This window comes from Janibacter sp. UYMM211, from assembly GCF_040547045.1.
Taxonomy (GTDB): Bacteria; Actinomycetota; Actinomycetes; order Actinomycetales; family Dermatophilaceae; genus Marihabitans; species Marihabitans melonis.
In genome coordinates, this window is record NZ_JBEPOY010000004.1 from 12,741 (window position 1) to 31,895 (window position 19,155).

The 19,155-nt window shown below is 72.5% G+C and carries 19 protein-coding genes and 1 riboswitch; of the genes, 6 read left to right on the plus strand and 13 right to left on the minus strand.

The window, feature by feature from the left end; translation table 11 throughout:
- Positions 1 to 71: 71 nt before the first annotated feature.
- The 9 genes from ABIB53_RS11225 to ABIB53_RS11265 all read right to left on the minus strand — a co-directional run bounded on the left by ABIB53_RS11225 (position 72) and on the right by ABIB53_RS11265 (position 9,369).
- The gene (locus tag ABIB53_RS11225) at positions 72 to 974 is read right to left on the minus strand and encodes a TauD/TfdA dioxygenase family protein (protein ID WP_354588208.1); all 903 of its coding nucleotides are present in this window, start codon (positions 972 to 974) and stop codon (positions 72 to 74) included.
- Positions 971 to 2,329: an LLM class flavin-dependent oxidoreductase gene (locus ABIB53_RS11230; RefSeq protein WP_354588209.1), complete on the minus strand. Its 1,359-nt coding sequence runs from the start codon at positions 2,327 to 2,329 to the stop codon at positions 971 to 973. The genes ABIB53_RS11225 and ABIB53_RS11230 overlap by 4 nt, the downstream gene beginning before the upstream one ends.
- Before the next feature lie 29 nt (positions 2,330 to 2,358).
- A complete protein-coding gene (locus tag ABIB53_RS11235) occupies positions 2,359 to 3,228 on the minus strand; it encodes an ABC transporter permease (protein WP_354588210.1) in 870 nt (289 codons plus the stop codon).
- Positions 3,228 to 4,073 (minus strand): ABC transporter ATP-binding protein, encoded by an 846-nt coding sequence (locus ABIB53_RS11240; protein WP_354588211.1) that lies wholly within the window; start codon positions 4,071 to 4,073, stop codon positions 3,228 to 3,230. The genes ABIB53_RS11235 and ABIB53_RS11240 overlap by 1 nt, the downstream gene beginning before the upstream one ends.
- Positions 4,070 to 5,110: an ABC transporter substrate-binding protein gene (locus ABIB53_RS11245; protein ID WP_502914640.1), complete on the minus strand. Its 1,041-nt coding sequence runs from the start codon at positions 5,108 to 5,110 to the stop codon at positions 4,070 to 4,072. Before ABIB53_RS11245 ends, ABIB53_RS11240 begins: the two co-directional genes overlap by 4 nt.
- Positions 5,110 to 5,691: an NADPH-dependent FMN reductase gene (gene ssuE, locus ABIB53_RS11250; protein WP_354588212.1), complete on the minus strand. Its 582-nt coding sequence runs from the start codon at positions 5,689 to 5,691 to the stop codon at positions 5,110 to 5,112. The genes ABIB53_RS11245 and ssuE overlap by 1 nt, the downstream gene beginning before the upstream one ends.
- A gap of 170 nt (positions 5,692 to 5,861) precedes the next feature.
- Positions 5,862 to 5,966 (minus strand): putative leader peptide, encoded by a 105-nt coding sequence (locus ABIB53_RS11255; protein WP_354588213.1) that lies wholly within the window; start codon positions 5,964 to 5,966, stop codon positions 5,862 to 5,864.
- Positions 5,967 to 5,997: 31 nt separating this feature from the next.
- Positions 5,998 to 6,113: riboswitch (SAM riboswitch) on the minus strand.
- 140 nt (positions 6,114 to 6,253) lie between these two features.
- Positions 6,254 to 7,939, minus strand: coding sequence for an alanine/glycine:cation symporter family protein (locus ABIB53_RS11260; RefSeq protein WP_229299724.1), 1,686 nt, complete (start codon positions 7,937 to 7,939; stop codon positions 6,254 to 6,256).
- A 104-nt stretch (positions 7,940 to 8,043) separates the two neighbouring features.
- Entirely contained in the window at positions 8,044 to 9,369 is a 1,326-nt protein-coding gene (locus ABIB53_RS11265; protein ID WP_354588214.1) for an MATE family efflux transporter, read from the minus strand.
- 315 nt (positions 9,370 to 9,684) lie between these two features.
- Here ABIB53_RS11265 and ABIB53_RS11270 point away from each other — a divergent pair, with 315 nt between their 5' ends.
- The 6 genes from ABIB53_RS11270 to ABIB53_RS11295 are packed head-to-tail and all read left to right on the plus strand — an operon-like array spanning position 9,685 to position 14,733.
- A complete protein-coding gene (locus ABIB53_RS11270) occupies positions 9,685 to 10,677 on the plus strand; it encodes an AAA family ATPase (RefSeq protein ID WP_123093486.1) in 993 nt (330 codons plus the stop codon).
- 17 nt (positions 10,678 to 10,694) lie between these two features.
- Positions 10,695 to 11,576 carry a DUF58 domain-containing protein gene (locus ABIB53_RS11275; RefSeq protein WP_354588215.1) on the plus strand — a complete coding sequence of 294 codons (882 nt, stop codon included), beginning with the start codon at positions 10,695 to 10,697 and terminating at the stop codon, positions 11,574 to 11,576.
- Positions 11,566 to 12,036: a hypothetical protein gene (locus tag ABIB53_RS11280; RefSeq protein ID WP_191682087.1), complete on the plus strand. Its 471-nt coding sequence runs from the start codon at positions 11,566 to 11,568 to the stop codon at positions 12,034 to 12,036. The genes ABIB53_RS11275 and ABIB53_RS11280 overlap by 11 nt, the downstream gene beginning before the upstream one ends.
- On the plus strand, positions 12,027 to 13,007 hold the full coding sequence (locus tag ABIB53_RS11285; RefSeq protein WP_354588216.1) for a vWA domain-containing protein: 981 nt from the start codon (positions 12,027 to 12,029) through the stop codon (positions 13,005 to 13,007). Before ABIB53_RS11280 ends, ABIB53_RS11285 begins: the two co-directional genes overlap by 10 nt.
- Positions 13,004 to 13,999: a VWA domain-containing protein gene (locus ABIB53_RS11290; protein WP_354588217.1), complete on the plus strand. Its 996-nt coding sequence runs from the start codon at positions 13,004 to 13,006 to the stop codon at positions 13,997 to 13,999. Before ABIB53_RS11285 ends, ABIB53_RS11290 begins: the two co-directional genes overlap by 4 nt.
- Entirely contained in the window at positions 13,996 to 14,733 is a 738-nt protein-coding gene (locus tag ABIB53_RS11295; RefSeq protein WP_354588218.1) for a hypothetical protein, read from the plus strand. The genes ABIB53_RS11290 and ABIB53_RS11295 overlap by 4 nt, the downstream gene beginning before the upstream one ends.
- An 18-nt stretch (positions 14,734 to 14,751) precedes the next feature.
- Here the strand turns inward: ABIB53_RS11295 and efeB are convergent, their stop codons facing one another.
- From efeB to ABIB53_RS11315, 4 genes are all read right to left on the minus strand, one after another.
- Positions 14,752 to 16,023, minus strand: coding sequence for an iron uptake transporter deferrochelatase/peroxidase subunit (gene efeB, locus ABIB53_RS11300; RefSeq protein ID WP_123093508.1), 1,272 nt, complete (start codon positions 16,021 to 16,023; stop codon positions 14,752 to 14,754).
- Between the two features lie 14 nt (positions 16,024 to 16,037).
- Entirely contained in the window at positions 16,038 to 17,174 is a 1,137-nt protein-coding gene (gene efeO / locus ABIB53_RS11305; protein ID WP_354588219.1) for an iron uptake system protein EfeO, read from the minus strand.
- Between the two features lie 58 nt (positions 17,175 to 17,232).
- Positions 17,233 to 18,078 (minus strand): iron uptake transporter permease EfeU, encoded by an 846-nt coding sequence (efeU, locus tag ABIB53_RS11310; protein ID WP_354588220.1) that lies wholly within the window; start codon positions 18,076 to 18,078, stop codon positions 17,233 to 17,235.
- A gap of 216 nt (positions 18,079 to 18,294) precedes the next feature.
- Entirely contained in the window at positions 18,295 to 19,035 is a 741-nt protein-coding gene (locus tag ABIB53_RS11315; RefSeq protein WP_354588221.1) for a GntR family transcriptional regulator, read from the minus strand.
- Positions 19,036 to 19,155 lie beyond the last annotated feature (120 nt).

Below are 19,155 nucleotides of genomic sequence, written 5' to 3' on the forward strand. Positions count from 1 at the left end.
CTTCGCCGCGCACGAGGAGCCGGGTCCCTGGTCGGCCCCGGCTCCTCGCCCGCCCTCTCGGCGGCGTGCCCTCAGTGCTGCGGCACGTAGTGCGACGCGTCGCCGACCAGTGCCCGGCTGGTCGAGCCGTCGACGCCGACCGGCACGTCGCCGGCGACCGTGACCCGGTGGAGTCGACGGGGCAGACCGTCGAAGTTGTCGGGTGCGTAGTGCTGGGTGATCCGGTTGTCGAAGACGACGACCTGGTCGGGCTCCCACGCGACGCGCACGACGTTCTCCGGGCGGGTGACGTAGGCCTGGAGCAGGCGCAGGACGTCACGGCTCTCCGTGGTCGTCAGACCGACGAAGCGCCGGACGAAGCCGCCGAGGTAGAGCCCGCGCTCGCCCGTGTCGGGGTGGACGCGCACGACGGGGTGCTCGGTCTCGAAGGAGATCGACTCGAACTGCGCGCGTCGCTCGGCGTCCTTGTCGTCCTGCTGCTCCGGAGGGGTCGCGTAGTCGTAGGCGTTCGTGTGCACCGCGCGCAGCCCGTCGGCGAGCCGGCGAAGGGGCTCGGGCAGGTCGCGGTAGGCCGCCCCGGTGTTCGCGATGAGGGTCTCACCGCCGTGCGGGGGGACGACCTTGCTCGCGAGAGTCGTCGCCCTGGGCGGGGTGAGCACGAAGGTGACGTCGGTGTGCCAGTGGTTGGCGACACCGCCGTCGACGTCGACGGGCAGCACCCGTGGCGCGCCCTCGACGGAGCGCACCGTCGGGTGGGCCGTCGTCAGCTCGCCGAAGTGCGCCGCGAAGCGCTCCTGGCCCTCGTCGTCGAGCGGCGCCCCGCGGAAGACGAGCGCCTTGTGCTCGGCGAGCGCGGCGCGCAGGAAGCCGACGGTCTCCTCGTCGAGGGGTCCGGTGATGTCGACGCCGGTGATCTCGGCGCCGATGCGGCCGGTGATCTTGCGGACGTCTCGGTCGGTCGCGATGGTGCTCATGCTGCGTGCTCCTTCTCGGTGAGGGTGGTCGTGCGGGGTGCGGTCCGGGCGGCGCGGCCCGCGGGACGGGCCAGGCCGTAGTGCTCGCGCAGGGTGGCGCCGGTGTACTCGGTGCGGAAGAGGCCCCGGCGCTGCAGCTCGGGGACGACGGTGTCGACGAAGACCTCGAGCCCGCCGGGCAGGGTCGCCGGCATGACGTTGAAGCCGTCCGCCGCGCCCTGGGTGAACCACCGCTCGAGGTCGTCGGCGATCTCGTCGGGCGTGCCCGCGAGGACACGGTGCCCGCGGCCGCCGGCGAGGCGGGTGATGAGCTCGCGCACGGTGAGGTCCTCGCGGCGGGCGAGCTGGGTGACGAGCTCGAAGCGGCTGCGGTTGCCCTCGGTGACGTGGTCGACGTCGGGCAGCCGGTGGTCCAGGTCGGCATCGGTGAGCTCGACGTCGAGCATCGCGCTCAGCTGGGCCAGCCCGTATGCCGGGACGACGAGCTCGGCGAGCTCGGCCTCGAGGGCACGGGCCTCGGCCCGGGTCGAGCCGATGACCGGGCTGATGCCTGGCAGCACGAGCAGCTCGTCGGGTCCACGGCCGTACCGGGCGAGCCGCGCCTTGAGGTCGGCGTAGAAGGCCCGCCCGTCGGCGAGGGTCTGCTGCGCGGTGAAGACCGCCTCGGCGAAGCGTGCGGCGTACTCCTTGCCGTCCTCGGAGGACCCCGCCTGGACGAGCAGCGGGTAGCCCTGCACCGGTCGGGGCACGTTGAGCGGGCCCTGGACGCTGTAGAACTCGCCCTCGTGCTCGACCGGCGCGATCCGGTCGGTGTCCGCGTATATGCCGGCGGACCGGTCGGTGACGATCGCGCCGTCGTCGACGCTGTCCCACAGGGCCGTCGCCAGCTCGACGAACTCGGTGGCCCGCTCGTAGCGACGTGCGTGGTCCGGGCGGTCGGCCAGGCCGAAGTTGCGGGCCTCGTCGCGCCCCGCCGAGGTGACGATGTTCCACCCGGCCCGCCCACCGCTGAGGTGGTCGAGCGAGGCGAAGGCGCGGGCCAGGCTGTACGGGTGGTTGTACGTCGTCGAGGCCGTCGCGATGAGCCCGACGTGCTCGGTCGACGCCGCGAACGCGGAGAGCAGAGTCAGCGGCTCGAAGGTGTTGTGCGAGCTGTGCCGCACGGCACCGGAGAGCGCGACGTTGTCGGCGAGGAAGACCGAGTCGAGCAGACCCCGCTCAGCGGTGCGGGCGATGTCGACGTAGTGCTGCAGGGTGAGCGCCTGCTCGGGCCGGGTGGAGGGGTGGCGCCATGCGGCCTCGTGGTGCCCGTTGGGCATGAGGAAGGCGTTGAGGTGGAGCTGTCGTGAGGTCATGGGTGGGTCCTGTCGGTCGAAGGGGGAGGTCAGCTGCCCTGGGGGGTGACGCGCCACCGCGAGAAGCGGCGCTCGAGGCGCACCAGCGCGGTGTTGACGACGAGCCCGAAGACGGAGACGGTGAGGATGCCGGCGTACATCTGCGGGATCTGGAAGCTGCTCTGCGCGTTGACGATGAGGTAGCCCAGCCCCGCCTTCGCCCCGACCATCTCGGCGGCGATGAGCACGAGGATCGAGGCGGTGCCGGCCATGCGGACGCCGGTGAAGATCGTCGGCACGGCCGAGGGCAGGACGACCTTCGCGAAGAGCTGGAGGTTGGACAGGCCGAGGGTGCGCGCGGCCCGCACGAGGAGCGGGTCGACGGTCCGCACGCCCGCCACCGTGTTGAGCAGCACGGGGAAGAAGGCCGCGTAGGCGACGATCGAGACCTTGCTCAGCTCGCCGATGCCGAGGAGCAGGGTGAAGACCGGCAGCAGCGCGAGCGCGGCGGTGTTGCGGAAGAGCTCGAGCAGGGGGGTGAGCAGCTCGCGCAGGCCCTCGTACCAGGCGACCGCGATGCCGACGGTGACGCCGACGACCACCGCGAGCCCGAAGCCGATCGCCGAGCGGGTCAGGCTCGCCGTGAGGTGCTCCTGGAGCTGGCCGGTCCGTACGAGGTCCCACAGCGCCTCGAGCACGACGTGCAGCGGCGGGAGGAAGACCGCCCGGCTCGACTCGAGGAGGTACTGGGGACCGAGCTCCCACAGCAGGAGGAAGGCCACGACGGCGGCAGAGCGTCGGACGCCCGTGCGGCCGATGCCGGCGGCCCGTCGTGCCGCTGACGGCGCCCGGGGCGCCGGGGCGACCGCGGGGGCGTCGTCCGTCGTCGTCGTGGGGGTGCTCAGGGTCGCGGTGCTCATCAGGCCGCCCTCTCGGTGCCGTCGGGCTGGATCTTGCGGTGGCCGGCGCGCTGGGCGCGCTCGACCTCGTCGTGGAGCAGGCCCCAGATCTCGTGCCGGTAGGCGACGAAGGCGGGGTCGGAGCGCAGGTCGACGGCGCCGGCCCGGCCGCCGAGGTCGACGTCGACGACCTCGGTGAGACGCCCGGGACGTGAGGAGAGGACGGCGACCCGCTGGCCGAGGTAGACCGCCTCCTCGATGCCGTGGGTGATGAAGACCGCGGTCGTGCCGGTGGTGCGCCAGATCCGCAGCAGCTCGTCCTGCAGCTGCTCGCGGGTCTGCGCGTCCAGGGCGGCGAAGGGCTCGTCCATGAGGAGGATCCCGGGCTCGTAGGCCAGGCTCCGGGCGATGGCCACCCGCTGCTTCATCCCTCCGGACAGCTCGTGCGGGAGCCGGTCCTCGAAGCCGGAGAGCCCGACGAGGTCGAGGTGGTGACGAGCCCGCTCGGTGCGCTCGGCGCGGCTGATCGGCAGCTGCTCGAGCCCGAAGGTGACGTTGGCCAGCGCGGTGCGCCACGGGAAGAGGGCGTACTGCTGGAAGACGATGCCTCGGTCCAGGCCCGGACCGGTGACCTCCTCGCCGTCGACGAGGACGCTGCCGCTCGTCGGCGTGCTCAGACCGCCGAGCAGGTCGAGCAGGGTCGTCTTGCCCGACCCGCTCGGGCCGACGAGGGTGAGGAACTCGCCGGCGGGCACGGTGAGGCTGATGTCGTCGAGCGCCCGCAGGACGCTCGCGCGGGGCTGCTCCTTCGTGGGCCGCACGACGAACTCCTTCGTCACGTGGCGCAGCTCGATGCTCGAGGTCACGACGACCCCTCCTTCGCGAGGTCGTTGTACTCGTTGGTGTAGATCTGCGAGGGGTCGAGCTCGCCCGCCGCGACGATGCCGCTGCTCTCCAGCCAGTCCGACCACTGGGTGAAGTCGGTGTCGCTGATGACCCCGCCGCGGGCGGGGATGCCCGTGCTCTTCCAGTACCGCAGGTTGGCGGTCGTCTCGTTGCGGTCGCGCGCCTCGACGATCTGGGTGAAGCGGGCGATGACGTCGGCGCGGGGCGTCGTGCGGGCCCACTCGATGGCCTTCGCGACCCCGGTCGTCAGCTCTCGGGTGGCCTGGGGGTGCTGCGCGATGAAGTCGTCGCGCAGCACGTACTGCCCGCCGTTGATCGGTCCGACGACCTCGGTGTCGCGGAAGAGCTCACGGATGTCGCCCTGGGCCTTCGCGTGGTCCTGGAGGATCCCGCCGAGCGCGCCGGCGTCGACCTGCCCGCGTCGGACGGCCTCCTCGGTGTCGTTGGGCGGCAGGACGACGAGCTGGACCTGGTCGATCTCGCTCTGCGACAGCCCGGACGTCGTCAGCCACGTGTCGATCGCCGCCTCGGTTTGGGCGCCCAGCGTGTTGACCGCGATCTTCTTGCCGACGAGGTCGCGGGGCCGGCGGATGGCGCTGTCCTTGCGGACGTAGACCCCCTGGTAGGACCTCGCGTCCGAGCCGTAGTAGTTGACGACGGCGGTGATCGGGGAGCCCGCCTCGACGAGCTTGACGATGGCGCCCGAGAAGGCGCCGCCGATGTCGGTCTGACCGGTCGCGACGGACTGGATGTCCTGCGGGCCGCTGGTCGTCGCGCCGACGTACTTGAGCTGGACGCGATCGAGGTAGCCGAGGTCGTCGGCGAGCTCGGGCCAGGTGACGGCGTTGGCACTGCCCTGGTAGCGCACGGTCGTGTGCGCTCCCTCCTCCTGCGACTGCGCGTCGCTCGTGGGCAGGGCGCACCCGGCGGCCAGGCTCGTCGTCAGGGCGAGGAGCGCGCCGGCGGACAGGACGGAGCGGCGGGTCGTGGTGCGCATCAGGCCGCCCGCTCCACGCCGTGCGCGCGGTCGGCGGCCGCGACGAGCGATCGCCCGGCGACGCCGTCGAGGAAGACCCGGGTGACCTCGCGAAGGGGGGCGGCGGCGGACTCGTCGAGGAGGATCTCACCGCCGTCGAGCAGGTGCACCTCGTCGGCCCGCACGAACCATCCGGGGGTGATCGCGCTCGGCGCCAGGCTGGCCAGCACCGGCCGCAGCGCGTAGTCGACGGACAGGACGTGCGCGGGGCTGCCTCCGGTGGCCACGGGCAGGACGACCTTGCCGCGCAGCGCGTCCTGGGGCAGCAGGTCGAGGAAGGTCTTGAGCAGACCGCTGTAGGCCGCCTTGTAGACCGGGGTGCTCACGACGACGGCGTCGGCGCTCGCGATCGTCGCGACCGCGGCGGCGACGTCGGGGTGGGTGGTGTCGGCTCGCAGGAGCGGCTCGGCGGGCAGGTCGCGCAGGACGACGGGCAGGGTGAGATGCCCGGCGCGCTGGACCCAGCGCGAGAGGTGGGTGAGCACGCCGTCGGTGCGCGATGTCGTCGACGGACTGCTCGAGATGGTGGCGACGAGAGCCATGGGGATGCCTTCCTGGGCATGGGGGGTCGTCGGACGTCGGCGGGTACCGGACGGCCGTGGTGCGGTGAGGGTGCGGGCGACCCAGGGGCGCTGGGTCAGGGGTGACGGGCACGCCACGCTGACCGGGCCGCGGGGCGACCGGTCGATGGTGGGGTGCTACGTCTGCTGCGTCAGCGGCGACAGAGCGCGCTGCTGACGCGGAGCAGGTCGACGTGCCGTCGCTCGACGTGCCGGCAGCTGCGCCGGCCCGTGGTGCGGGTCGTGTCGGTGCTCATGTGGTGCCCGTCCTCGTCTCGAGGCCGTGGGGCCTCGCGCTTGCCCCTGCCACGTCGGCAGGGGCCAGGTCCTCACCCGGAGCACCCCACCGCGAGATGGAGGGTTGCTGTCCAGCGAGCCGGGGCTTGGCGCTGGAGCTCATGACCTGCGAGGAACCTAGCGCGCGATCAAGTCCTATCGCAACAGTAGGGATTGGTGTCTCGCATCTCGGACCGCCTACGGACGCAGGACGACCCGCCGGCGGTGTGCCGGCGGGTCGTCCTCGTCATGACGTGGGTCGGGCGTGTCAGTCTTCGTCGGCCCGGGCCCCGCCGCGGGCGCGCTCCTCCATGCTCAGCCCGCTGTCGTGAGCCGAGTCGGTGCGCATCTGGGGCAGGTCGCCGGTGTTGCCCTGCTCCTCGCGGATGGCGCTCAGCTCGGCCTCGTCGGCGGCGCCGAGCTCGTAGAGACGTCCGCTGCGCCAGTCGGCCAGGTAGTCGCGCATCTCGCTCTTGAGCTCGGGCAGGAGGAAGTACAGCCCGAGGAGGTTGATGAAGCCGCACATGAAGAGGAAGGCGTCGGTGAGGGTGAGCACCGAGCCGAAGGTGAGCACCGTGCCGATGACCGTGAAGGAGACGAAGATCAGCTTGTAGGTGAGCAGGCTCGGCCGCGACGGGCCGAAGAAGTACTCCCAGGCCTTCTCGCCGTAGTAGCTCCACGTGATGAGCGTGGAGAAGGCGAAGAGCGCCACCATGACGGCGAGGATCACCGGGAACTGCGGCAGGAAGGTGGCGAAGGCGTCGCTGGTGAGGAGCACGCCGTCGGGCGCGCCGCCACCCGCCTTGACCTGGTCGATGCCCTCGCGCCACGACGGCGGGTTCGCGATGACGATGGTCAGGGCGGTCATCGTGCACACGATGACCGTGTCGATGAAGGGCTCGAGGAGGGCGACGAAGCCCTCGGAGACGGGGCGGGTGGTCTTCACGGCCGAGTGCGCGATCGGGGCCGATCCCAGACCGGCCTCGTTGGAGAAGGCCGCGCGCTGGAAGCCGACGATGAGGACGCCGACGAGGCCGCCGAGCCCGGCCTCCGGGGTGAAGGCGCCGCTGACGATGTCGCCGAGGGCGCCGGGGACCTGGCTGATGTTCGAGCCGATGACGAGCAGGCACGCCGCGACGTAGCCGATGCCCATGACCGGGACGAGCTTCGAGGTCACCGCGGCGATCGAGGTGATGCCGCCGAGGATCACCGCGCCGATGAGCGCGGCCAGGGCCAGGCCGAAGACGAGCGCGGACCCGTCGGAGCCGAGGAAGCCGTCGGCGCCACCGGTCACCTCGCGAGCCTGGGCGAAGGTCTGGTTGGCCTGGAACATGTTGCCGCCGCCGACCCCGAAGAAGAAGATCGCGATGGCGAAGGCGCCGGTCATGATCGCGGCGGGGACCCGGCCGAACCGGCCGTACGCGACCGGCAGGTACTTGAAGGGGCCGCCGGAGATCGAGCCGTCGGGGTTGACGGTGCGGTACTTCACGCCAAGCGTGCACTCCGCGAACTTCGTCGCCATGCCGAGCAGACCGCAGACGACCATCCAGAAGGTCGCACCCGCCCCACCGAGGGCGAGAGCCGCGCCGACGCCGGCGATGTTGCCGAGGCCGACGGTGCCGGACAACGCCGACGAGAGAGCCTGGAAGTGCGTGATCTCACCGGGGTCGTCCGGGCGCGAGAACTTGCCGCGGACCACCTCGAGGGACAGCCGCGCGCCGCGCACCTGCACGACGCCGAGGTAGGCCGTGATGATGACGCCCGCGGCGACGAGCCAGAGGACGACGAGGGGCAGCTCGGAGCCCCCGGGGAGCGGGACGGCGTAGAAGACGACGGAGGACAGCCAGTCGGCGAAGGGGCCGACGACGTCGTTGACCGCCTCCTCGAATCCTCGCAGGCCACCGCTGTCAGCGGCAGGGACGGGCAGGACGGACGACGCTTGTGGCGGGGTCATGCCGATCCACGCAACCTTAGTCGTGGGCGCAGATCAACGGGTGAGACCGAGACGTTGCCCGGCTGTGACCCGGGTTCCGGGTCGCGGGCGACCGCGCGGCCGGGTCAGCGGTGGGCGCCGGTGACGAGCCAGGCGTCGCTGCGCAGGCGCCACCACAGCGTCGCCCAGCGCACGAGCATGAAGCCGCTGAAGGCGACCCAGAGGACGACCATCGCCGAGGTCGCCGTGTGCCCCTGGCCCAGGTGGCGGGCGAGCAGGACGAGCGGGACGTAGGCGAGCAGGACGACCGTCGAGGCCCCGGCGAGCCAGCGCCCGTCGCCGGCCCCGATGAGGATGCCGTCGGCGGTGAAGACGAGGCCGGCGAGCGGCTGGCCGATCGCGACGACGAGCAGGCCCGAGGCGATGGAGGCGCGCACCCCGGCGTCTGTCGTGAAGAGGGCGGGGAGCACCTGGTGCCCGGCGAGGACGAGCAGCCCGAGGACGACGCCGGTCCACCAGCCCCACCGCATCATGATCGCGCTCGCGTCGCGGACCGCCCGGCGGTCGCCGGCCCCGAGGGCCTGACCGGTGAGGGCCTGGGCGGCGATGGCGATCGCGTCGAGGGCGAAGGCGAGGGCCGACCAGATCGTCATCGTCACCTGGTGCGCCGCGAGGGGCACGTCGCCAAAGCTCGCGGCGGTCCACACGGTGAGCAGGAGGATGGCGCGCAGCGCGAGCGTGCGCACGAGCAGCGGCACCCCCTCGACAGCCGACCGGAGCACCCGGGCGACGTGCGGCCGGGGGGACGCGTCGTGCGCTCGTCCGTGGCGGGCGACGACGGTGACGAGCGCCAGAGCCATGCCCGCCTGGGCGACGACCGTGCCCCAGGCGGACCCCGCGATGCCCATGCCCAGCCCGTGGACGAGCACGACGTTGAGCACGGCGTTGACGGTGAAGCCCACCCCGGCGACGACGAGCGGTGTGCGCGTGTCGAGCAGACCGCGCAGGATGCCGGTCGCCGCGAGGACGACGAGCATCGCCGGCAGGCCGAGCGCGCTCACCCGCAGGTAGGTCTCGCCCTGGAGGAGCACCTCTGGCGAGCCCCCGACAGCGGCGACGAGCGGGTGGGCGAAGACCGCGGTGACGACCGCGGCGAGCGCGCCGATGACGACGGCGAGCCACACCCCGGACCAGCCGCTCTCGATGGCGTCGCGGTGCAGCCCGGCGCCGACCTGGCGCGAGACCGCCGCGGTCGTGCCGTAGGCGAGGAAGACGAAGACGCCGGCCATCGTCAGCAGCACGGCGCTCGCCGCCCCGAGACCGGCGAGCGGCACGACGCCGAGCCGGCCGACGACGGCGGAGTCGACGAGCAGGAAGAGCGGCTCGGCGACGAGGGCGAGGAATGCTGGCACGGCCAGGGAGAGGATCTGGCGGGCTCCGACGGTGCTCATCGGGGGGCAGTCTCCCCCTCCGCCCCGGTCGCCCAGCGCGTGGTCTCGCGGAAATGCGCAAACCGGCGCCCGCCGAAGTTACCCCGGCGTACTCTGCAGACGCAGCACTCGCCGGGGGGAGATCGGCGGTGCCGCACGGGACCCTCTTCGCCCCTGAAGAAGGGGGAGGCGCGCCGGGACCACCCGTGGTCCCGGCGCTGTCTCGTCCCCGGCGCGCGGGGTACCGCTCCCCATGGGGGACACGGGTGCTGGGCCATACGATGGCCGCGTCGAGCCGGGGCACGGGTCCCGGAGCCGAGCCACGAAGGGGGCGCCATGACGGCTGCCGCGAGGATCACCACGGACCAGGTCAGCCGGGCCCGGGACCTGGTCAAGGCGGTGGACCGCGGCTTCGAGTCCAAGGTCGTCGGCCAGCGCCGGCTGCGCGAGAGCCTCCTCATCGGTCTGCTCACCGGCGGTCACGTCCTGCTCGAGTCCGTGCCCGGTCTGGCCAAGACGACCGCGGCGCACGCGCTCGCGACGGCGATCGGCGGGTCCTTCAAGCGCATCCAGTGCACCCCCGACCTCCTGCCGAGCGACATCGTCGGCACGCAGATCTACGACGCGAGCCAGGGCGCCTTCGTCACCCAGCTCGGACCGGTGCACGCGAACTTCGTCCTGCTCGACGAGATCAACCGGTCCTCGGCCAAGACCCAGTCGGCGATGCTCGAGGCGATGCAGGAGCGCCAGACCTCCATCGGCGGCAAGGTCTACAAGGTCCCCGAGCCCTTCCTCGTCCTGGCGACGCAGAACCCCATCGAGCAGGAGGGCACCTACCAGCTGCCCGAGGCCCAGCTCGACCGCTTCATGCTCAAGGACCTGCTCGACTACCCCTCGCCCGGCGAGGAGGCCGAGGTCGTGCGCCGCATCGACTCGGGCATCTTCGAGCGGCCCAACCAGGCGATGATCGACATCGCCGACGCCCGCGAGCTGCAGCGCATCGCCGGCTCGGTCTACCTCGACAAGGCCGTCCTCGACTACATCACCTTCATCGTCGCGGCGACGCGGCGGGCGCGCGACGTGCTGCCCCCCGAGCTCGCCCGCTACGTCGAGATCGGCGCCTCGCCGCGCGCGTCCATCGCCTTCGCCAAGGCCGCTCGGGCGAGCGCCCTGCTCCAGGGCCGGGACCACGTCATCCCCGAGGACGTGCGCCACCTCGCCCACCGCGTGCTGCGCCACCGCGTGCTCCTCACCTACGAGGCCACGGCCGACGACGTGCGGGTCGAGACGATCATCGACGCCGTCGTGCGCTCCGTGCGCACCCCGTAGGGCGCCTCGGCACCGACATGTCCTCACTCGTCCAGCAGGTCAAGGGACGGCTCTCGATCCACGTGCGCCGTCGCTCGCTCGCACTCCTCGAGGGCGGGTACGCCTCGATCCACAAGGGTCGCTCGATGGACTTCGACGACCTGCGCGAGTACACCGCCGGCGACGACGTCCGCGACATCGACTGGCGGGCCTCGGCCCGGCATGGCTCGATGCTCATCAAGCGCTACGTCGCCGAGCGGCACTTCGGGCTCGTCCTCGTCGTGCCCGGCGGGCGTGAGATGGCCGCCGCGACGACCTCGGGGGAGAGCAAGCGCGACGTCGCGGTGCTCGCCGCCGGCGTCATCGGCTGGCTCGCGGTCCGTCACGGCGACGAGGTGGCGATGGTGAGCGGGCGGCCGGGGGCGATCCACCCCACCCGCGCCCGGGCCAGTGAGGGCCATCTCGAGCGCCTGCTCCAGGAGATGCTCGCCCGCAGCGGCGAGACGTCGCCCTCCGGCGACCTCCCGGGCCTGCTCCACCACGTCGCCCGCCACGTCACGGGCCGCAAGATCGTCCTCGTCGTCGCCGACGACGGCGTGCACGCCGCCGAGGTCGAGGCGGTGCTGCGCACGCTGCGGCTGCGCCACGAGATCCTCTGGGTCACCGTCGCCGACCTCGACGTCGTCGGGGTCCCCGCCTCGACCCGGGTGCGCGACGTGAGCAGCGGACGGACCCTGCCCGCGCTGCTCGAGCTCGCGCCGGAGATCGGGGCGGTCTACGCCGAGCAGGAGCGGGTGCGCCGCGCCGAGCTCGAGACGACCTTCCGGCGGGTCGACGTCGGCGAGGTCCGGGTCGGCTCGCGCGACGAGGTCGTCCCCGCCGTCATCGGCCTGCTCGAGCGGAGGCGTCGTGGACGCTGACCCGAGCTTCCTGCCCCCGGGCAGCTACGGCATCGTGTGGCCGCTCCTCGGCGGTCTGCTCCTGCTGCTCCTGCTCGTGTGGGCCGGGGTCGTGTGGCTCATGACGCGACCCCCGCAGGACGAGAGCCACGCCCCGCTCCCGCCGAGCGCGCTCGTGAAGCTGCGCGGCGAGACGCTCGCGCAGATCGACGAGGTCGAGCGCTCCGTGCGCGAGGGCGAGCGCACCGCGCGCGCCGGTCATCACGAGCTGTCGAAGGTCGTGCGGCGCTTCGTCGCCGAGGTGAGCGGTCTGGACGCCGAGAAGATGACCGCCCGTGACCTGCGCAAGCGGGGGCCCGAGCACCTCGCCCGGCTCATCGCCGCGTATTACCCGAGCCAGTTCGGTGCCGCCGAGAGCGCCCCGCCGAGCATCGGCAAGGCCGCGAGCGCGGCCCGGGAGGTGGTCGGCGGATGGAGCTGACCTGGTGGTGGCTCGGGGTGCTCGTGCTCCTCGCCGCGGTGCTCGTCGCCGCGACCTCGTGGTGGCGCGCCCGCCAGGAGCGCGTCGGCGAGGTCGTCCTCGCGGCGCACACGCGACGGATGACCGACCTGCCCGTCTACCGGCGGGCCCTGACCCGGCTGCGCGGTCAGCTGCTCGTGCTCACCGCGGTGCTGGCCCTCGTCTTCGTGCCGGCGGCCTGGGCCGCCTCGCGCCCGGCCGACGGCTACCTCGTCGAGCCGGAGAAGCGCAACCGCGACATCATGCTCTGCCTCGACGTCTCGGGCTCGATGTTCGTCACCGACCAGGCGATCCTGCGCTCCTTCGCCGACGTCGTGAAGGGCTTCGAGGGCGAGCGGATCGGTCTCGTCCTCTTCGACAGCCAGGCCGTCACCGCCTTCCCGCTGACCGACGACTACGACCTCGTGACCACCCAGCTCGAGGAGTACGCCAACGGCTTCTCCTCGATCGGCGGCGATGGGCTCGACCCGCAGGCCGGCACGTGGAACCCCAACAGCTCGGGCACCTCGCTCATCCCCGACGGGCTCGCGAGCTGCACCTACGGCTTCGACCGGCGCGAGGAGGACCGCCCCCGGGCGATCATCCTCGGCACGGACAACATGGTCGCCGGGCGGGGCGTGTACACGCAGGAGGAGGCCTTCCGCGCGGTGGAGGACCTCGGCGCGCGGGTCTACGCCATCGACCCCAACGACAGCGGGCGCGCCCACGAGGAGCTCGTCGACGCCACCGAGGGCACCGGCGGCAAGACCTACCCGCTCACCGACGAGGAGGCCGTCACGGGCATCACCGACGAGATCGAGCGGCTCGAGGCGGCCCGTCTGCCCGACACCAAGCCGCAGTTCCTGCGCACGGACAAGCCCCGCTGGCCGGTGCTCCTCCTCGTGCTCGGTCTCTTCGCGTACCTGCCCCTGGCCTGGAGGTGGCGTCGATGAACGGTCTCGGTCTGCACCCCGTCCTGCCCTGGCCGATCGCGGTCCTGCTCGGGCTCGTCCTCGTCGGCCTGTGCGTCGCCGCCCTGCTCACCCGGCCCGCCCAGCACCGACGCTGGGCGCTGCGCACCGGGGCCGCCGCCGCCGTGGCGCTCGCCCTGCTCGGTCCCGGCGTCGCCGGGGCCCAGGCCCCCCAGGCGAGCCGGGCGATCAACGTGTGGTTCGTCGCCGACACGACGAGCTCGGCGATGGCGCGCGACTACCCGGGCGGCAAGCCGCGTCTCGACGGCTACCGCGAGGACATCCCGAAGATCGCCGAGGCGCTGCCCGGCGCGCGCTTCTCGCTCGTCACCTTCGACTCCTCGGCTCGGGCGACGATGCCGCTGACGACCGACACGAACGCCCTGCAGACGGCGGTCGACACGATGTCGCAGGAGATCACGCTGTACTCGGCGGGCTCCTCGATCACCGTCGCGGACGAGTACCTGCGCGGCGCGCTGACGAAGAGCAAGGAGCGCTACCCCGAGCGGGCCCGCGTCGTCTTCTACCTCGGCGACGGGGAGCAGACCAACGGCCAGGCCCCGACCCCCTTCGACCTCGGTGATCTCGTCGACGGCGGCGCGGTCCTCGGCTACGGCACGGCGAAGGGGGCCCCGATGGCCAACCTCACCTCGATCGGCGAGAGCGACGGCGACATCACGACGACCGACGGCCAGACCGCGATCTCGAAGGCCAGCGAGGACGACCTCAGGAAGCTCGCCGAGCAGCTCGGGGTGCCCTACGTGCACCGCGAGGGCGGCGACATCGCGCCGGCGCTCGCCCAGGCCGAGCCGGGCGAGCTCGTCGAGGACGCGTCCGCGTCGACCCCGACCCACGTCTCGCTCGTGTGGGTGCTCGCCACCCTCGCCGCCGCGCTGCTCCTCGTCGACCTGTGGCTCGTGTCGCGCGACGTCTCGCGCATCACCCGGGCGGCCCGTGAGATGGAGGCGTCATGAGCACGGCACCGTGGGTGCGTCGTCGTCGCCGGCTGCTGCTCGCCTCCGCGCTGCCCGTCCTGCTCGTGCTGCTCCTCGCGCTCAAGCTGCTCAGCCTGCCGGTGCTCACGAGCAGCGCCGGAGGGGCGCACGAGAGCGGCGCCGGCGCCGGCGTGCGTACCGCGGGCGAGCGTCTCGGCGTCGTCAACATCGTGCAGCGCTGGCGCGCGCCGTACGTCGAGGGCACCGGGCGGTCGATGGAGGGCGACCTCGAGGGCGGGCGGCGTGACCTCGAGCTCGCGCTCGGGCGCACCGGCACCCCGCAGGACGACTGCACCGTGCGCACCAACCTCGTGCTGACGATCGAGCGCCAGTCCGACGCCGCGGGCGAGGCCGGCGACACCGAGGGCGAGAAGAAGATCGCCGAGGAGGCCCTCGCCCTCATCGAGGGCGGCCCGGAGGGCTGTCTCGACGGGTCCGCCGACGGCAACGGCGGCGAGGCCGGGCAGAAGCAGCAGGAGTCCAAGCAGCGCCTCGAGGAGAAGACCCAGCCCGAGGAGGGCGACGGCGATGACGACGAGCAGGACCCCTCGAAGGACGACTCCGAGGGCGAGGGCGAGGACCCCCAGAAGGACGAGAAGAAGAAGCAGCTCGAGGAGAAGAACAAGGCCGGGCAGGGCGACGCCGAGACGAAGAAGAAGATCGACGAGGCCGAGGAGAGCAACGGCGGGGACTACGCCGAGAAGCCCTGGTGACCCATGGCGCGGCGGGGCTCAGCCGAGCAGCTGCGTGCCCCAGTCCTCCTCCGGCGCCAGCCCGGGCGGGACGACGAAGAGCGCGCTGCCCGTGTGCTCGATGTACTCGTTGAGGAGGTCCGCGCGCGCCAGCGCCCGCTGCATCGGCACGAACTGCCGGTGCGCGTCGCGGCAGAAGGCGACGAAGAAGAGGCCCGCGTCGAGGTGGCCCAGCCCGTCGGTGCCGTCGGTGAAGTTGTAGCCGCGGCGCAGGATGCGCACCCCGTCGAGGTTGTCGGCGTGCGCCAGCCGCACGTGGGCGGCGACGTCGATCGCCGGGGCGCCGTCCGCCCCCTTCGCCGCGAAGTCCGGCTCGTCCATCTCGGCCGAGCGGCCGAGGGGCGCGCCGACCCCCTTGTCCCGGCCGATGACGGTCTGCTGCTCCTGCAGGTGGGTGCGGTCCCACACCTCGACGTGCATCCGGATCCGTCGGGCGACGAGGTAGGAGCCGCCCGCCAGCCACGCGGCCTCGCCCGGCACGTCCTGCGGGTCGATCCACACGTGCTCGGCGAGGGCCTGCGGGTCCTCGGCCTTGATGTTGGCCGTGCCGTCCTTGAAGCCGAAGAGGTTGCGCGGGGTGGCCTGGCTCGTCGACGTCGACGAGGTACGCCCGAAGCCGAGCTGGCTCCAGCGCACCGAGACGGTGCCGAAGCCGAGGCGCACGAGGTTGCGCACGGCGTGCACGGCGACCTGCGGGTCGTCTGCGCACGCCTGGATGCAGATGTCGCCGCCCGAGCGCGCCTCGTCGAGGTCGTCGCCGGCGAAGGGGGGCAGCTCGCGCAGCGCCTCCGGGCGGCGGTCCTCGATGCCGAGCCGCTCGAAGAGGCTCGGGCCGTAGCCGATGGTGATCGTCAGGCTCGACGGCGGCAGGTCCATCGCCTCGCCGGTGTCCTCGGGGACCTTCCACGGCCCGCCGCCGACCACGCCGCCGGGGGCGGCCTCTGCGCCGACCGTCATCCGCTCGGCGGCGCGGGTCCACGCGGTGAGCATCTCGCGCAGCTCGTCGACGTCGTCGGTCGTCACGTCGAGCGCGACGAAGTGCATGCGGTCCTGGGCGGCGGTGGTGATGCCGGCCTGGTGCTCGCCGCGGAATGGGACGACGCCCTCCTCCGGGTCGGCCGCGGGAGCGGCCGGGGGAGCGCTCGCGTGCGCCGCCCGGGAGGTGCCGACCGCGAGACCGGTCGCGAGGACCGCGCCCGCGGCCGACCCGACGAGGGCGCGACGGCCCACCCCTTCGCCCGTGCTGCTCATCTCGTGCTCCCTGCTCACTGCCCGTCGGCGACGACGCCGGCGACCTTCGCGACGTCCTCGCTCAGCGCGTCGAGGGCGTCGGAGAGCTCCTTGACCTCGGCGTCGGACAGGTCGGTGTAGAGGGCCCAGCCGTCGGCGGTCGCGTGCTGCTGCAGGACGGTGTCGAGGGCCTTGGTCTTCTTGTCGATGGAGGTGACGAGGTCGGCGTCGGCCTTCTTGAGGTACGGGCGCAGGCTGCTGATCGCCGACTTGCTGCCCTCGAAGTTCGCGGCGAAGTCGTAGAGGTCGGTGTGGCTGTACCGCTCCTCCTCGCCGGTGATCTTGCCGGTGGCCATCTCGTCGAGGAGGGCCTTGGAGCCGTTGGCGAGCTGGAGCGGGTCGAGCTCGACGGCCTTGGCCTTCGTCACGAGCTCGGCGACATCGCTCTTCAGCTGGTCGGCGATCGCGTCGGAGTCGTCCTGGAGGCCGGTCTTCCACAGGTCGCGCTCGAGGCGGTGGTAGCCGGTGAACTTCATGCCCTCGTCGAGGACGTCGGCGCGCCCGTCGATCTTCGGGTCGAGGTCGCCGAAGGACTCGGCGACGGGCTCGATGCGCTCCCAGTACGAGCGGGCGGTCGGGTAGAGGCGCTTGGCCTGGGCGACGTCGCCCTTCTTCACGGCGGCGACGAACTTGCCGGTCTCGGTCTCGAAGGCGTCGGCCTGGCTCGCGACGTAGCGCTCGTAGCCGTCGGTGGCGGCGACGAGCTGCTCGTCCTGCGACTTCGGGGCGGCGGAGGCGCCGGTGATCGTGAAGTCCGAGCGGATGCCGGCCCCGACCATGCCCGGCTTGCACGCGGTGACGTAGGTGCCCGGCTCGGAGACGGTGACGTGGAAGGTGCGGCTCAGGCCGGGGGCGATGTTCTCGACCTCGCCGACGATGCGGTCGCCCTCGGCGTAGACGTAGAACTCGTTGACCTTCGAGCCGGTGTTCTTCACCTCGAACTCGACGGTGCCGGCCGGCGCCTCGGCCCGGGCGAGCGAGCACTCGGTGTCGCTGGCGGTGACGGCGATCGGGCCGCCGCCCGCGCTCGCGTCCTTCGCGTCCCCGCCGCAGGCGGCGAGGGCGAGGGCCGCGGACAGGCCGAGGGCGGTGGTGGTGACGGTGCGGCGCATCGGGGTCCTTCGGGTCATGACGGTGCGGGTCGAGTGGGGCGGTGGTCGTGCGGGTCGGTCAGGCGGACTGCGCGGCGGCGGGGCGCGGGGCGCTCGTCACGCCGCTGGTGGGCCGCAGGAAGAGGGGCAGGACGATCGCGATGTACGCGGTCCAGGCGATGGCCTGCAGCCAGGTCGTCGCGGGGGTGAAGTTGAAGAAGCCCTTGAGCAGGGTGCCGAGCCAGCCGTCGGGGGCGATGACGTGCGAGACGTCGAAGGCGAGGGCGTTGAGGCCGGGCAGGAAGCCGGCCTCCTGCAGGTCGTGGATGCCGTAGGCGAGGATCCCGGCGGCGACGACGACGAGGAAGACGCCGGTCCAGCGGAAGAAGACGGAGAGGTTGATCCGGATCGCGCCGCGGTAGATGAGCACGCCGAGCGCGACGGCGGAGAGCAGGCCGATCGCCCATCCGACGAGAGGCTGGTAGGTGCCCGCGCCGGCGGCCTCGGTCGTCGCGTAGAAGAAGATCGCGGTTTCCAGGCCCTCACGGCCGACGCCGAGGAAGCCGACGAGCGCGATCGCGAGCGGGCCGAGGTCGAGGGCGCGGTCGAGACGGCCCTTGAGCTCGCCGGAGATCGTCCGGGCGGCCGTGCGCATCCAGAAGACCATGACGGTGACGAAGCCGACCGCGAGGATCGAGGCGCTGCCACCGATGAGCTCCTGGGTCTCGAAGCTCAGCTGGCGGGTGCCGAAGGTGAGGACCGCGCCGAGGACGACGGACAGCACGACCGCGGTCGCGACGCCGGCCCAGACCCACTTCGTCGCCCAGGTCCGGCCGGTCTTGGCGAGGAAGGCGACGAGGATGACGACGACGAGCGCGGCCTCGAGGCCTTCGCGCAGGCCGATGAGGGCGTTGCTGACGAGCATGGTGGTCTCTCTCGACGTACTCAGGACGACCTACTAACTTAGGTCGTCCTTAGTAAGCACCCAGGGGGGCTCGTCCGTCAAGTGAGTCCCCCACCGCGGGACGCGCGTTGACCGCGGGGAGGGCACAGTCGGGTGGTCTCGAGGCTCGGGCGCTGAGCGCCCGTCGCACCTGGACCAGCGAAAGGAGTCCCCTTCGCACCTCGACCAGCGAAGGGGTCAGCGCTCGTCGACCATGAGGTCGATCGTGTAGTCCTCGGCGCGGTAGGCGTGCTCGCCGAGCTCGATGGCGGTGCCGCCGGCGTCGAAGGCGACGCGGGTCATCGTGAGGACGGGCTGGCCGGCGCGCATGTGGAGCGCCTTGCGCTCGGCGGCGGTGGGCATCCGGGCGCCGATGGACTGGCGGGCGACGCTCGGGCGCACGCCCCGGCCGCGCAGCGCCGCGTACAGCCCCGCGTGCTCGAGCTCGTCACGGCCGATCTCGCCCGAGCTCGGCGGCAGCCAGTTGTGCAGGAGCGCGAGCGGGTCGTCGCCGGCGTAGCGCACGCGGGTGAGCGAGAGCAGCTCGGTCTCGGGCGGCAGGTCGAGCATCGAGGCCGCGCGGGGGTCGACGGCGCGCTCGAGGTCGAGCACCTCCGTGCGCGGTGAGCGGCCGGCTGCGTCGAGGTCGTCCCACAGCGAGGACAGGACGGCCTCGCGGTGCACCTTGCGGTTGGCGACGTGCGTGCCGAGCCCGCGCCGACGCACGAGCAGACCGCGGTCGACCATCTCCTGGATCGCACGCCGGATCGTCGGGCGAGACACGGAGAGCCGCGTGGCCAGGGCGATCTCGTTCTCGAAGGCGTCGCCCGACTCGAGCCGCCCGTCGTGGATCGCCGCGCTCAGCTGCTCGGCGATCTGGTGGTAGAGCGGCACCGGTGAGTCCCGGTCGAGGACGACGTCGAGCTCGGTGGCGGCCATGAGACGGATGATAGCGACCCGTCAAGGACATCCCGACGTCAGAATGTCCTGACAAATGCTTGACAGGTCCGACGGCGTCCGGCCAGAGTTGACCCCGCGAGGGCCGACGGGGCCCGAAGG